The sequence below is a fragment of the Desulfovibrio sp. ZJ200 genome (assembly GCF_011039095.1).
Lineage (GTDB): Bacteria > Desulfobacterota > Desulfovibrionia > Desulfovibrionales > Desulfovibrionaceae > Desulfovibrio.
Genome location: NZ_JAAKEH010000040.1, coordinates 14,651 through 26,796, shown reverse-complemented (window position 1 = coordinate 26,796; position 12,146 = coordinate 14,651). Strand labels below are relative to the sequence as shown.

Annotated in this window: 14 protein-coding genes and 1 tRNA gene; 6 read left to right on the top strand and 9 right to left on the bottom strand. The window is 61.0% G+C overall.

Annotated elements, in window-relative coordinates:
* Positions 1-398: 398 nt before the first annotated feature.
* The 4 genes from G7Y52_RS11205 to G7Y52_RS11190 all read right to left on the bottom strand — a co-directional run bounded on the left by G7Y52_RS11205 (position 399) and on the right by G7Y52_RS11190 (position 4,968).
* Positions 399-474: transfer RNA gene (locus G7Y52_RS11205), tRNA-Asn, on the bottom strand.
* A 251-nt stretch (positions 475-725) separates the two neighbouring features.
* Positions 726-1,451 carry an epoxyqueuosine reductase QueH gene (locus tag G7Y52_RS11200; RefSeq protein WP_165071930.1) on the bottom strand — a complete coding sequence of 242 codons (726 nt, stop codon included), beginning with the start codon at positions 1,449-1,451 and terminating at the stop codon, positions 726-728.
* A complete protein-coding gene (locus tag G7Y52_RS11195) occupies positions 1,424-3,916 on the bottom strand; it encodes an Rne/Rng family ribonuclease (protein ID WP_165071928.1) in 2,493 nt (830 codons plus the stop codon). The genes G7Y52_RS11200 and G7Y52_RS11195 overlap by 28 nt, the downstream gene beginning before the upstream one ends.
* A 428-nt stretch (positions 3,917-4,344) precedes the next feature.
* Positions 4,345-4,968, bottom strand: a complete 624-nt coding sequence (locus G7Y52_RS11190; RefSeq protein ID WP_165071925.1) for a flavodoxin family protein — start codon at positions 4,966-4,968, stop codon at positions 4,345-4,347.
* A gap of 238 nt (positions 4,969-5,206) precedes the next feature.
* Here G7Y52_RS11190 and G7Y52_RS11185 point away from each other — a divergent pair, with 238 nt between their 5' ends.
* The 3 genes from G7Y52_RS11185 (at position 5,207) to G7Y52_RS11175 (ending at position 6,771) form a co-directional block, all read left to right on the top strand.
* The gene (locus G7Y52_RS11185) at positions 5,207-5,380 is read left to right on the top strand and encodes a hypothetical protein (RefSeq protein WP_165071923.1); all 174 of its coding nucleotides are present in this window, start codon (positions 5,207-5,209) and stop codon (positions 5,378-5,380) included.
* A complete protein-coding gene (gene queD, locus G7Y52_RS11180) occupies positions 5,380-5,793 on the top strand; it encodes a 6-carboxytetrahydropterin synthase QueD (RefSeq protein ID WP_165071921.1) in 414 nt (137 codons plus the stop codon). The genes G7Y52_RS11185 and queD overlap by 1 nt, the downstream gene beginning before the upstream one ends.
* A gap of 126 nt (positions 5,794-5,919) precedes the next feature.
* Complete coding sequence (locus tag G7Y52_RS11175) at positions 5,920-6,771, top strand: WcbI family polysaccharide biosynthesis putative acetyltransferase (protein ID WP_165071919.1); 852 nt, start codon at positions 5,920-5,922, stop codon at positions 6,769-6,771.
* Between the two features lie 80 nt (positions 6,772-6,851).
* Here the strand turns inward: G7Y52_RS11175 and G7Y52_RS11170 are convergent, their stop codons facing one another.
* Together G7Y52_RS11170 and G7Y52_RS11165 are read right to left on the bottom strand one after the other, a co-directional pair.
* Complete coding sequence (locus G7Y52_RS11170) at positions 6,852-7,718, bottom strand: AMIN domain-containing protein (protein WP_165071916.1); 867 nt, start codon at positions 7,716-7,718, stop codon at positions 6,852-6,854.
* A 44-nt stretch (positions 7,719-7,762) separates the two neighbouring features.
* Entirely contained in the window at positions 7,763-8,524 is a 762-nt protein-coding gene (locus G7Y52_RS11165; RefSeq protein ID WP_165071913.1) for a tetratricopeptide repeat protein, read from the bottom strand.
* Positions 8,525-8,616: 92 nt separating this feature from the next.
* Between G7Y52_RS11165 and G7Y52_RS11160 the strand changes: the two genes are divergently transcribed.
* The gene (locus tag G7Y52_RS11160; RefSeq protein WP_241159718.1) at positions 8,617-8,961 is read left to right on the top strand and encodes a hydrogenase maturation nickel metallochaperone HypA; all 345 of its coding nucleotides are present in this window, start codon (positions 8,617-8,619) and stop codon (positions 8,959-8,961) included.
* Positions 8,962-9,112: 151 nt separating this feature from the next.
* Positions 9,113-9,772: a hydrogenase nickel incorporation protein HypB gene (gene hypB / locus G7Y52_RS11155; RefSeq protein WP_165071909.1), complete on the top strand. Its 660-nt coding sequence runs from the start codon at positions 9,113-9,115 to the stop codon at positions 9,770-9,772.
* A gap of 77 nt (positions 9,773-9,849) precedes the next feature.
* Here hypB and G7Y52_RS11150 read toward each other — a convergent pair whose 3' ends face one another.
* Positions 9,850-10,656 carry a peptidoglycan glycosyltransferase gene (locus tag G7Y52_RS11150; protein WP_241159717.1) on the bottom strand — a complete coding sequence of 269 codons (807 nt, stop codon included), beginning with the start codon at positions 10,654-10,656 and terminating at the stop codon, positions 9,850-9,852.
* A gap of 400 nt (positions 10,657-11,056) precedes the next feature.
* Here G7Y52_RS11150 and G7Y52_RS11145 point away from each other — a divergent pair, with 400 nt between their 5' ends.
* Complete coding sequence (locus G7Y52_RS11145; protein ID WP_165071907.1) at positions 11,057-11,788, top strand: SPOR domain-containing protein; 732 nt, start codon at positions 11,057-11,059, stop codon at positions 11,786-11,788.
* Here the strand turns inward: G7Y52_RS11145 and G7Y52_RS11140 are convergent.
* Together G7Y52_RS11140 and G7Y52_RS11135 are read right to left on the bottom strand one after the other, a co-directional pair.
* Positions 11,760-12,005, bottom strand: a complete 246-nt coding sequence (locus G7Y52_RS11140) for a hypothetical protein (RefSeq protein ID WP_165071905.1) — start codon at positions 12,003-12,005, stop codon at positions 11,760-11,762. The two genes, G7Y52_RS11145 and G7Y52_RS11140, sit on opposite strands and share 29 nt — an antisense overlap.
* The gene (locus G7Y52_RS11135; RefSeq protein ID WP_165071903.1) at positions 11,902-12,144 is read right to left on the bottom strand and encodes a hypothetical protein; all 243 of its coding nucleotides are present in this window, start codon (positions 12,142-12,144) and stop codon (positions 11,902-11,904) included. Before G7Y52_RS11135 ends, G7Y52_RS11140 begins: the two co-directional genes overlap by 104 nt.
* Positions 12,145-12,146 lie beyond the last annotated feature (2 nt).

Here is a 12,146-nt window from a genome sequence, read left to right as displayed (position 1 = left end):
TCCATCGTGCGCAAGGAGCTTGCCCTCTCCGGCATACAACGCCCGTTGTACCCCGGCGAACTTGGCGAGGACGCGGTAGAGGTCTTCCGGTTCGGAGACTTTGTGGGATGGATAATTGAGGGCTAGATTTGTGTATGCTCTGACACACGCGGGCAACGCGGATTGAGGCCATATCGCGGATTGAGGCCATATACAAAGAACGTGCCAGAGCGTAAAAAATGCCCCGGCACGTTCTCATTTATCGTGAAAAAAATTCTCATTTTGCGCGACAGCTCACAACCGACCTGACGGTCGGTATGTCGATAGACGTTACCGGATGGCCGTGGAGCGTCAAAAAGGAGAAAAGTGAAGCCCCACAAGGCCTTTTGGGCTTTGTGGGGCTTCCTTGGATTTGGAATTGGCTCCCCGAGACGGACTTGAACCGCCAACCTAGTGATTAACAGTCACCCGCTCTGCCGATTGAGCTATCGGGGAATGGTGAAGACAGAATGTTTCTTACGGAAAAGCGCGCGCCAGGTCAAGCAAAAAGTTATCCTGGCATAACAATTAGAGCATTTTGCTCATGAAATCAGCTAAACGCTCTGGCAGGGCGAAGCCCTGCCCGCCCGCGCGCGTCAGCCGTTGGCGGCTGTGCCGCCTTACGAATGACGACAGCAGAGCCAGGCGCAGGCCAAAGTTACTTTCGCCGTTACGCGCCGGAGCGAGCGTTTCAAAAACAATAGGCGCTACTGCCTGGCAGCGTGCTGCGTCAAACGGACAAGCCGTTTGCGGTAGCGATCCGCTTCGCTGTACACACACCCGCAATAGGGCTGGCGGTAAAGGCCCCAGGCCTTGGAACGGTCAATGCCTGCCTGCCAGTCTGTGCGGAAATCCCGATAGAGAAAGGCAGGGCCGCCTCGGTCGCAAGCCTCACTGTTCTCCGGCCTGGCCGCATACGTTTGCGTCAGGCGCTGGCCCGCCGCAGCGATGGTCTCATGCGGCTGGTAACGGGAGTAGAGCAGGCTGGTGCTCACCCAGGCAAAGCCCAGCTCCCGCGCTTTGGCAAAAGCGGCCGCAAGGCGGCTTTCACAGCAGAAGGCGCAACGCGACGGCGGCACGTCCCGGCCGGCCACGGCGCGCAGCCAGGCCGTAATATCCCAGGTTTCGTCCGCGTAAAGAATATCCACGCCCAGCCGCGCGGCGCATTCCCCGGCTGCCTCGCGGCGGCGCAGGTATTCGGTCAGGGGGTGGATATTGGGATTCATGAACCAGGCCGTGAGCGCAAAGCCCTCGTCCAGCAGGCGGCTGAGAGGCATGATCGCGCAGGGGCCGCAGCAGACATGCAAGAGCAGGCTCTTGGGGCCGCGCTGATCCGAGCGAAAACCATGCCCGGAGGGCCTGGGGCAGGACGAGCTTGCGGTCTGATCCGGCAAGGCCGCGTCGTTCAGGCGCGGATCGCTATTTCCAGGCATTTTCCGTAATCCTGCTCCATTTCGCGCAGACTGTCGCGCTTGTGGTTGAGCAGATAGAGGCCCAGTTCCGGGCTGGTTTGAAAAACGCATTTCTGATTGGAACCGGCGCGCAAGGTGCGGCGCAGTTCACGCAGGGCCTGCAGGGCCTGCCATTCCAGGTTGCGGCGCTGGCCCGTGCCGCCGCAGGCCGGGCAGGGCTCCATAGTGATGGCCAGGGCCGAGGAGCCGGTGCGCTGGCGCACCAGTTCCAGCAGGCCGAAGGAGCTCATCCGGCCTACGTCGTGCCGCGCGCGATCGTTTTTCATGGCGGCGCGCAGGGTCTTTTCCACTTCCAGCACATGTTTTTTTTCGCGCATTTCGATGAAGTCAATGACCACCTGCCCGCCCACATCCCGCAATTTGAGGTGGCGGGCAATGGTTTCCGCGGCTTCCATATTGGTCTTGTGGGCCATGGCTTCAAAATTGCCCTTGCCGGAAATTTTGCCGGAATTGATATCAATGGCCATCAGCGCTTCGGTCTGGTCAAAGACCAGGCGACCGCCAGAAGGCAAGAGCACTTCGCGGGAATAGATTTGATCGAGTTGACGGCGAAGGCTGAAACGTTCCCACATGGGCTGGCGCACGTCGTCGTGCAGCCGTACCAGATCCTTTTTGCGCGGGAAAAGCAGGCTGACGGTATCGCGGATAGACTGGGCGACCTCTTCATTGTCCACCCAGATTTCGCACACATCGTCCGTGAGGTAGTCGCGCACCGCGCGCTCGGAAAGGCCGGGTTCCTGGTAAACCAGGGCCGGGGCCGAAACTTCGGTGGCTTTTTTGCGGATGTCGCGCCAGAGGCGTTTGAGATATTGCAGATCGTTTTTCAGCGTGGTCTTGGGCGTGCCGGCGCTGACCGTGCGCACGATGACACCCAGGCCCTGACCGGGATCAATGCCGGTCATCAGATCACGCAGGCGGCTGCGTTCCTCGTCGTTATCCACCTTGCGCGAAACGCCGATCTGTTCCTGACCCGGCGTGAGCACCAGAAAGCGTCCTGCCAGCGAAAGCCAGGTGGTCAGAAACGCGCCCTTGTTGCCTGTGGGCTCCTTGACCACCTGCACAAGCACTTCCTGCCCGGCCTTGAGCACCTTCTGGATGGGCGGAAATTTTTTGCCTTTGGCCGGCTCGTGATGCGCGAGCCAGTACTCGGGATGAATCTCGTCAATCTGCAAAAAGCCGTTTTTGCCCGAGCCGTAACTCACAAAGGCGGCTTGCAGGTTGGTGTCGATATTGTGAATGACGCCCTTGTAAATATTGCCCTTGATTTTGCGTTGGTGGAGCATGTCAAGGTAGTATTCCAGCACCTGACCTTCTTCGGCCAGGGCCACCTCCACCTGCTCGCCGGGCAGCACGCTGATGAACATGCGCCGTTTGCCGGGCGCGGCGTCCGCCTTGGCCCTGGCCGTGGCAGCCCGCGCTGTGGCGTTCGTCCCGCTCTCATCGTCAACGCTCCGGGTTTCACGGCTTTTTGTCGCTTTGGCGCGGGCGTGAGCCGTTTGTGCCCCGTCGTCGGGGCTGGCGGCCTCTTCCGCCGGCATATCCGCGTCATCATCCGCACTGTGGGCAACAGCTTCGCTCACGGCATCTGCTGCGGCCTCGTCCGCGTCAGCCGGCCTGGTCTTGCGGCTGCGCCCGCGACCGCCCCGGCGGCCCCGGCGGCTTTTGCGCCTGGGCGACTCGCCGTTTTCATCCGTTGCGGCGGATGCTTCCGACGCATCAATGGCCGCCGCCTCGTCCGGCGTTGCAGCACTTGCATCGTCTGCCGTCACAGCCTGGGACGGAGGCGCATCCTGCGTAGCGGGCGCGTTTTCCACGGGAGCCAAAGGCGCTTCGCTGAGGCGGCTTTCCACTGTCCCGGATTCGACTTCCTGCAATGCTGCCGCTTCGGGCGGGGCCGGCTGCTCATTTTCTGATTGCTTGGAGCGGCTGCCGCGAGCGCCGCGGGCCGCGCTTGCGCGGGCACGCTTCGGAGCCGTGGGCCTGGCTTTGCCATCCGGCGCAAGAGGGGTGGAAAGTTGTTGGGTATCGCCCTCTGGGGCTTGTTCGGGCGGGGGCAGAGGCATTGCGGCCGGCGCTGTCTCTGTGTCGGTTTTTGCCGCGGTTTTGGGGCGTTGGGCGCGCCGCGCCGTGGAACGCCGGGGCCTGGCCGCAGGCTCTGCCGTATTTTCGTCGGGCGTCGCAGCGGCGCGTGCCCGGTTGCCGCGTGATTTGGAAGTTTTGGGCCTTTGGGAAGCCACTTCCACAGCCTCGGCGGCACTGTTGCCGACCTCGGCGGACTCCTGCGTGACTGCATCGGAAGGTTTTTTTGAAGATCTGCGGGAAGAAGTGCGACGTTTGGGCTTGGGGGCGTCCTGGCTTGCGCTGTCCGGCGCATTGGGGGCGGAAGCGTCAGACGCGGCCCCGGAAAAATCCTGGTCAGTGGTCATGAAAATCCTTTTGTGGGGTGGTCCGAAGGAACCACCGCGAAAAATTTGCGGCAGGCATGCCGAAACCTGCAAGAGCAAAGACGGACGCAGCGCCACATAGGCGCGCGTATACCGCAGGCATGCCGGACTGTTTATGTAAGAGTACGTATTTTTGGAAAATATGCAAGGGTGCGCGCTGCGGCGCCAGAAGGCTCTTCAGACTGTCTGGCACGGCGCCGCGCGTTCGCCCTTGCTCTTGCGGCAGAATCGCCTGTGCGGATCAAAGACAGCACAGCCGGCGCCCTGTACCGCATAAAGCGCAGGGCGCCGGCCGCCTCTGTCATGTGCAAAGGCCGGATGTGTCCTGATGCCGGGCCCGGCTTCGGAGCTGCGCCCTCAGCCCGGATTTTTTGCCCGGCAGCGAAAAAATCCTGCTTTGCGCGCAATCCTCAGTGGATGAAGTTGGTAGGCTCCCAGGGTTCCGGCGTCGGACAGGCCACGCCCGCGGCCTTGCCTGCGGCAATGCACTTGAGCAGCCAGGCCATATTGTCGCCCAGCGTGCGCATGATCTGCAGGCCTTCCCTGTCCTGAAGCACTTCCTGCGGGGTATTCCCGTGCACGGAGTTCCAGTACTGGGAGGAAACTACGGGCATGCGCGCAATGGTGAAATATTTATTGAGTCGGTCAAAGGAGGCGCTGGCCCCGCCCCGGCGGCAACTGACCACCGCGGCTGCGGGTTTGAAGGCGTAGGGCGCGGCTTTCAGGTAGAACATCCGATCCAGAAAGGCGCAGATGGAGCCGTTGGGCCCGGCATAATAGACCGGCGAACCCACCACGAAGGCATCGGCCTCGCGCAGCTTGTCAATGGCCGTGTTGACCGCATCGTCGGTGAACACGCAGTAGCCGGTTTTCGCGCACTTGCCGCAGGCAATGCAGCCGCGCACGGCTTTGTTGCCCATTTGCAAAATATCCGTGGCCAGACCGTTTTTTTCAAGCTGGTCGGCCACGGTTGACAGGGCCGTATACGTGCAGCCCTTGGGGTGCGGACTGCCGTTGAGCAAAAGAACTTTCATGGCTTTCTCCTTGCGTGCGGTATGAAGCCTGCAAAGGCTCCAGCCCAATGTACGGAATGCGGGCGCAAGGCGCAAGCGAAAGGGGCGCAGTGGGACTGAACACTTCGTTTCAGGTGTTGCCTGGTACTGGGGGCTGATGATTTTCGGCCCTCTCGCACCTTTTGACAAAAAAACAGCCTCTCAGTAATATGGGGCGAACAGCATCGTAATCGCGCAACAATCTTTTTTCTGGAGAACCATGTCCTTTTCCTCCTGGCTGCAACGCATCTTCAGCCCGCCGTCCACATCCGTCAGCGATGCCGAACTGGATGACGAGACTCCCGGCTTTGAATGGAACCAGAACGCCCGCATTGTCCTGGCTATCATCATTGTTTTCATCTCGGCCCTGATAGTCTACTGGATCTTGTCCTGATGGCGCGGCAATTCTGGCGCCTTACGGTGCGCGACGAATTTTCGGCCGGGCATGCCCTGCGCCGCTACCAGGGCAAATGCGAACGCCTGCACGGCCACAATTTCGCCGTGGAATTGACGGTAGAGGGCGAGCGCCTGACACCGGATACCGAGCTGTTGCTGGATTTCAAAACGCTCAAAAGCGCGCTCAAGGAGACCCTGCAGGAGCTGGACCACCGGGTTCTCAACGAAACGCCGCCCTTTGAGCGCATCAATCCCTCTTCGGAGAATCTCGCTCGCCACATCTGGCAAAATGTGGCCCATCGGCTGGCTCACAGCGCTGATCCCCAGGCGCGGGCCGTGCGCCTCTTCAGCGTGAGCGTCTCGGAAAAAGGCAGCCAGACTGCCACCTATCTGGAAATGCCGGACGCCTGAAAATGCCGCCAGGGAGCTGCCCACAGAGCGCCTGTCGGCGCCGTGGCGGCACATTCCGTCCACCTGTCGCTTTCTGGCATAATCTGTGCAGGATTCCGGCAAAAATGTTTTTTTGACGGATATTTCATGCCATCGGCCCTTTGTCTTCTGCACGCCAACTGCCAGGGTGACGCCTTGCGCCCGCTGCTGGAAAACAGCCCGGCCTTCAGCCGCTTTTTCCGCATCCGGCAGTATGTCAACTACACCCGCCAAAGCATTGCCGAAGCGGATCTGAAACAGTGCGCGCTTTTTCTGTATCAGCGTCTTGCCCCGCGTTGGGGCGCGCTTTCCACCGAGCAGCTCCTGCCGCGTCTTTCACCTTCCTGTCAGGTTGTGGAAATTCCCAATCTTTTTTTCAAGGGATACTGGCCATTCTGGACCAACGCCATAAAAGCCGTCAACTTCGCGGACAGTCTGCTGGAGCGTTTATTGGCCCAGGGTCTGGCCCCGGAGGAGGTTCTGCATCTCTATCTGCGGGGCGATCCCGCATTGCTGGGCGACGTGGCGGCCGTGGCCGAGGATTCGCTGACGCGCGAGGAGGCCAAGGAAGCGCATGCCCCTATTCGCTGCGCGTCGCTTTTGCGCGAGCGCTGGCGAGACGAGCAATTGTTCATCACAGTCAACCATCCGGGCAAAACCTTACTCTTTCACGTGGCGGACTGCCTTTTGCGTCTGCTTGGTCTGGGCCGTCTGCCGGAAGACGCGCGCCGAACCTACGTTCATCCGCAGGAGGATTTCTGGCTGCCCATCCATCCGGCCCTGGGGCCGCTGCTGGGCCTGCCCTTTGCCGCCCGGGAACGACGCTACCCTGTTTTCGCCGCCCGGCTCACGCATCGCGAATATACAAGCTGCTATCTGGCTTGCCGCCGACATGGGGTGACGGATCTGCTCAGCCTGCTGCGCACTCTTTCGCCCTGCGGAAAAATGTGCGCGGCCTAGAGCATTTTCTCTTTGAAAAGGCTCTAGCCGGGCAAAAAGCTGAGCCTTCCGCCCTGGCAGGACCGCGGATCAGGCGGATCTTACTGATCCACGCGCACGTCCAGGGTATTCCTGTCCTTGGAGAGCACAAAGCGGGTGCGCGCGGGTTTTTCGGACAAATCAATGACGACCCTGGTTTTGTCCGCCATCTTGCCGATGCGCACATTGCGCACCAGGACATTTTCAGGCACGCCCGGGGCCTTGATTTGCCATTGCCCTTCCAGATCCACCACAAGCCTCTCCGGGTTGGTCAGAGCCATGGTTTTGTAACGGATGGGCACGGAACCCACAAGGCGCACAGTGGCCCCTTTATCGCGCGCAAAGATCACAAAACGGCTGATGCTGCGTTCTCCGCCTGCCGCTTTTGCCACGGCGGGGGCGTTGTTGTTTGCCGTCTTTTCCGTTTTGGGCTTTTCAGCTCTGCTTTTCCCGGCTTTGCCTTTTTCCGCCTGGGCCGGCAGGTCGGCTTTCTTCTGCTGCGCAGCAGGAGTTTCGGCAGGCGTCTTTTCCGCGGCCGGAACAGCAGGCGGTTCGGCACGGCGAGCCGCGTCGGCCTGAGGTCCGGGCATGGTGCTTTCCTGCGGCAAAGCCTGGGGGACGTCACGTTCCACTATGGGCGCATTCTGTCCGCCCTGCGGGTCAACGGGCAGAGGCGGCAGAGGCGGCAGCGCGGGTTCCTGGCGGTCTTGCTCCCGGCTTGGAGCCGCAGGAGAGGAAAGAGCGTTGTGAGCCTGCTCAGACGGCAGCGTGGACAGGCCTGCGTTGCCCTCAGGAGAGGCGGGCGCGCCGGATTCCACCACAGGGGCCGGTGCCGGTTCGGATTTGCGGCCCAGGCGCTCGTTAAGCATGATCAGCGCCATACCCAGCACACAGACCGCCAGAATAAGACTGAGAATAACTTTATTCATGCCGTGAGGCTCCTGCCGAAATGGCGTTGCTGCGCTTCGGCGGTTCAACGAGCCCGCAAGGGGTGGCTCTTGTCGGGCCGAAGCTGTTTTTCCTTACTGATCTGGGCCAGCATCCGGGGGTAAAGAGTTTCATCGGCGTCCAGTCGCATGGCCATGTGGATGTGGGCGGCGGCTTCATCATAGAATTTCAGCGCGCACAGGATGCGGGCCAGATTAAAGTGCGCGTGGTCGTCCTCCGGAGCCAGTTCAAGCACGCGTTTGCCGAAAAGCAAAGCCAATTCGGGCTGGGAGCTTTTGCGCAGTTTGACCCCGAAATCGCGGAACATATGCTTGTGGGTCGGCATAATATTTTCTCTGGAAGCCGCAAGCTGCTCCAGGGCGAGGATCGCGGCCTGGCGTTCCCGCGGGCGTTTCAGGCGCAAGAGAGCCTTGCGAAAGCTCTCGCGCAGGCCGCTCTCAATTTGTTTGGCTCTGCGCGCGGCTTCCAGGGCGCGCACGCGGGCATCTTCCAGGTCCGGGTCGTGCTGGCCGGGCGCGGAAACCTGGGGTTGAGGCCCATCCGCCAGATGGCGAATATCCAGCATGGTCACGGGCATGGCCAGGATGGTTGGCTCGGACCTGAAGCGGGCGGCAAAGTCTGCCGCGCTGACGCGTTCCGGCGTGGACATGGGCTGAAAGGCCTTGTCCAACTGCTGCACGGCGTACTCCTGCGACGCAAGCTCCCAGACGAAGAAAAGCGTTTTGCGCGGACCGTCCGCCTTGACGGAGGCAAAAGAGTACACGCCTAAATATTTGGGTGGACGCATGCGTAAAATGTACATCATTTGCGCCGAATGGCAAGATTGTCCCGCACCCTTTACGCGGCAGGGCCTTTCGAGTACCGTAAGGAATGCACGAAATGACCATTGCCCAAAGCCTTCTGCGTATGGCGGAAGAAGAAATAGCCGCCAAAAACTGTAGCCGTCTGGAAGTGGTGCGCGTGGAATACGGCGCGATCGCCGGCGTGGTGCCGGAATCTCTGGAGCTGTGTTTTGAGGCGCTGATCAAAGGCACGCCCCATGAACGTGCGCGCCTTGAACTGGTCCGCCTGCCCCTGCGTCTGCGCTGCCCGTTCTGCGGCGAGATCTTTGGCGGTGAAGGCCAGGAGGCCCTTTTGCAGCCGTGCCCGGGCTGCGGGGAGCAATTCGGGCATGTTGTGGAGCAGGGCAAGGAATTGATACTGAGTCATCTGGAAGCCCGCTGAAGTCGGGGAAAAGATTTTTATCTCTCCAGAGGTTGCCGGGAGAAGCGGTTTTCAGCCGGTATTTCGCTTCTCGCTGCCGGAGGAGAAAACGCAAGCTTGTTGAACAGCCCCCTTTGCGACGGCTGTTTTTCTTTCAGTGAGGAGAAAGCGCATGCAGATTCCCGTTGTCCGCAATGTTCTGGAAGCCAATGAAAAAATGGCCGCGCAGGTGCGCCGGCGGCTCAGTGAACGCAGCATCCTGGCCCTGAATCTGATCAGCTCTCCCGGCGCGGGCAAGACGGCTCTTCTGGAGCGCACCCTGCGCGATCTGGCCGGCGAGTTCCGCATGGCGGTCATTGAGGGCGATTTGCAGACGGACAACGACGCCCGCCGGGTGGCGGCCACCGGCGCGCAGGCCGTGCAGATCAATACCGATGGCGGCTGCCATCTGGACAGCAATATGGTTCTCTCGGCCTTGGACAATCTGGATCTGGCCGGGCTGGATATTCTGTTCATTGAAAATGTGGGCAACCTGGTATGCCCGGTGGAGTTCGACTGCGGCGAGGATGCCAAGGTCGCTCTGCTGAGCGTGGCCGAAGGCGACGACAAACCTGAAAAATATCCCCTGCTCTTCAATCTGGCCAAAGCGTTGGTGCTGAACAAGATTGATCTGCTGCCCCATGTCGACTTTGATCTGGAGCGCGCCCGCGCCTTTGCCACCAGGCTGAACAAGGATCTGGCCGTCTTTGAGCTTTCCTGCCGCAGCGGGGCGGGCCTTGAGAGCTGGTATGCCTGGCTGCGCGAAATGCGCGCGGCAAAGAAAGCGTCGTAACGCTGCTGTGACCCTTTTAGAGCGTTTTGCTAATGAAATTAGAGCAGGGCAGGCTGCCTTTGCAAGGCTCCGTCTTTTCAACGACCGCCTTCGCCTGCCGCATACGCGGCCACGTCCACAATCAGCGTGCGGGAAGCCTGCCGCAACGTCAACGTAAACAACTGCACATCCTTTTGCGGCGCGTCGGCATTGGCCAGAGCGGGCAGCATGGCGGCGGGCGCCAGCATGATCGTGGCTTCGCCACGGCCGGATGCAAGAAAGTAGTCAAGGGCCTTTTGTAAAATATCCTTTTGCTTCACCGGCTCCAGAGCCGTCATTTCGGTAAAATCCATATCCAGGCCGGGCAGTTCCGCCTGCCAGGGCCTGTATCCCTGGGCGTACAGGCTGCGCAGCAGCACGGCAAGGTTTTCGGCAGTGAGAGGCCGCCGCAGTTCCAGATGATCCAGGAGATCCGGCCCTTGCGCGGACGGTTTGCCCCCGGCGGGCGGCTGCCCCGGCGAAAGGCGGGCAGCCCAGGTCAGGCCGGCGAAACCCAGACCTGCCAGCACGGCGTCGTTGTCGTCGCGCGGCGGGTCGGGGGGCAGCAGCCCGCACACTTCGCGCATGCTCATGCCCGGGCGAAACTGATCCAGCGCGCAAACCGGCCTGCTGTCCGGTCCCGGCAGCAGGCTTTGCACCGTGCCGCTGAAATGGCGGCTGCTCTTGTTGCGCATGTCCAGAATCAGACAGGCGGCATGATCGCCGCAAAAGGTGAGGCGGCGCGTCTGCCCGAGGGGCACGGCCTTGAAGGAGCAGAACGCCAGGCCCGTGTCCAGACGCAGATCCGCTGTGCCGCCGGGATTTTCGATTTCATCCTGGCCGCCGGGCTGCATGTCCAGACGCACAAAAAAAACACGTCTCCTGGATGTGAATCGAATATTGAGCAAATCGCCGCTGGATTGGTTGCTGATTGCCAAGGCGGCATCTTCCGCGGCGGCCGGAGTCGGCGCCAAACTCGGAGCACAGAGAAACAGGCAGAGCAAAAACAGCCTGAAACGGCGTTGCAAGAGGTTCATGGCAAGCTCCGGTTGCGGTGGTGAGGCTTGCACTTTAGCAATGTCCGGGGGGCGCTTGTCAAGCCGCGCTCCTGGGCAGGCGCAGCGTGCATGCCCCAAAACAGCCACGGCTTTTGCGCGCTTTACGCTTCTGCGCTCTGTTGCTATGTTTCGCAGCGAAAAGCTTACGGCAAGCAGGCGTTCCGCCCTTCCGGCGGCAGGAAACGGCAATCGGAGGCAGAGTAGAGACATGGCTTTTGTCACAAAAAAGCCCAACGCGGGAGACCAGAACCCGGAACGCAGCACGCCCCTGCGTTTCTCGTCGCTTCTGACGCTGTGTTTTTTGGTCCTGGCGGCCGTTGTCCTGGCCTATGTGGCAGGAGTCATGAGCGGGCGCGCATATTCGTCACGCCAGAGCGCCGCTGCCTTGCAACCCGCCGCCCACGCAGCGGCCGGAGATTCGCGGGATGGTGATGCGGCCGCGGCGCGGGAGACTCCTGAAAAAGACCCGCAGATACTTGCTCCTGAGGAGCTGCGTTTTGCTCTCGCCTTGCGTGGCAGAGCAGGCGAGGCTGCCGCGCGGGAAGCGGGCGGGCCGCAAGCTGCTCAGGGCGGCGGGGCTGACCTGGCCGCGGCGGCAGCTCCTGCTTTCCGGCCCGCAATCCCCCCGGCAACCGCGCAACCCGCTGTTCCCGCCCCCGGCGCTGCCGGAGAAATGCCCCGGCCCCAGGCCGCAAATCCTGCCGCCATGTTTGATTATGTCTTTCAAGTGGCGGCTTTCAAGGATGAGGACAGCGTCGACGCCCTGCGCCAGCGTCTGGAGGGCAGAGGATTCCGCACCCGCATGCAGCGCGACGGAAAGTTGTATCTGGTATTCGTGCTGTTGCGCGGTGATGCGGCCAGGGCCGCTGAAGTGCCGCAAATCATGCATGAAATGCATTTGGGCGCGCCCATTATGCGCAGCCGCAAGCCTGTCCTGTAAGAAGCCGTGCCGCGCGGCCGCAGAACGGCAGTCGTTGGCGGCTGTGCCGCCTTGCGGATGACGACAGCAGAGACAGGCGCAGGCGAACTTTAGAGCAGATTACCTTTGACTTTTTATGAAAGCCAAAGGTGGCATTCAGGCGAAAAACGCGGTTTTCGCCTGAATGTACGCCGCGTTGCGGCGGCTGCCGCTTTCGCGTCAGCAGAGCATTTTCCAAGTGAAAATGCTCTAGAGCAGATTACCTTTGACTTTTTATGAAAGTCAAAGGTGGCATTCAGGCGAAAAACGCGGTTTTCGCCTGAATGTACGCCGCGTTGCGGCGGCTGCCGCTTTCGCGTCAGCAGAGCATTTTCCAAGT

Bases quoted from the DNA above. Each gene is read 5' to 3' on its own strand.
- G7Y52_RS11175 (WP_165071919.1), top strand. From the start codon at position 5,920: ATGCCATCGGCCCTTTGTCTTCTGCACGCCAACTGCCAGGGTGACGCC.
- hypB (WP_165071909.1), top strand. From the start codon at position 9,113: ATGCAGATTCCCGTTGTCCGCAATGTTCTGGAAGCCAATGAAAAAATG.
- G7Y52_RS11165 (WP_165071913.1), bottom strand. From the start codon at position 8,524: ATGCGTCCACCCAAATATTTAGGCGTGTACTCTTTTGCCTCCGTCAAG.
- G7Y52_RS11195 (WP_165071928.1), bottom strand. From the start codon at position 3,916: ATGACCACTGACCAGGATTTTTCCGGGGCCGCGTCTGACGCTTCCGCC.
- G7Y52_RS11200 (WP_165071930.1), bottom strand. From the start codon at position 1,451: ATGCCTGGAAATAGCGATCCGCGCCTGAACGACGCGGCCTTGCCGGAT.
- G7Y52_RS11185 (WP_165071923.1), top strand. From the start codon at position 5,207: ATGTCCTTTTCCTCCTGGCTGCAACGCATCTTCAGCCCGCCGTCCACA.
- G7Y52_RS11170 (WP_165071916.1), bottom strand. From the start codon at position 7,718: ATGAATAAAGTTATTCTCAGTCTTATTCTGGCGGTCTGTGTGCTGGGT.
- G7Y52_RS11190 (WP_165071925.1), bottom strand. From the start codon at position 4,968: ATGAAAGTTCTTTTGCTCAACGGCAGTCCGCACCCCAAGGGCTGCACG.
- queD (WP_165071921.1), top strand. From the start codon at position 5,380: ATGGCGCGGCAATTCTGGCGCCTTACGGTGCGCGACGAATTTTCGGCC.
- G7Y52_RS11145 (WP_165071907.1), top strand. From the start codon at position 11,057: ATGGCTTTTGTCACAAAAAAGCCCAACGCGGGAGACCAGAACCCGGAA.
- G7Y52_RS11160 (WP_241159718.1), top strand. From the start codon at position 8,617: ATGACCATTGCCCAAAGCCTTCTGCGTATGGCGGAAGAAGAAATAGCC.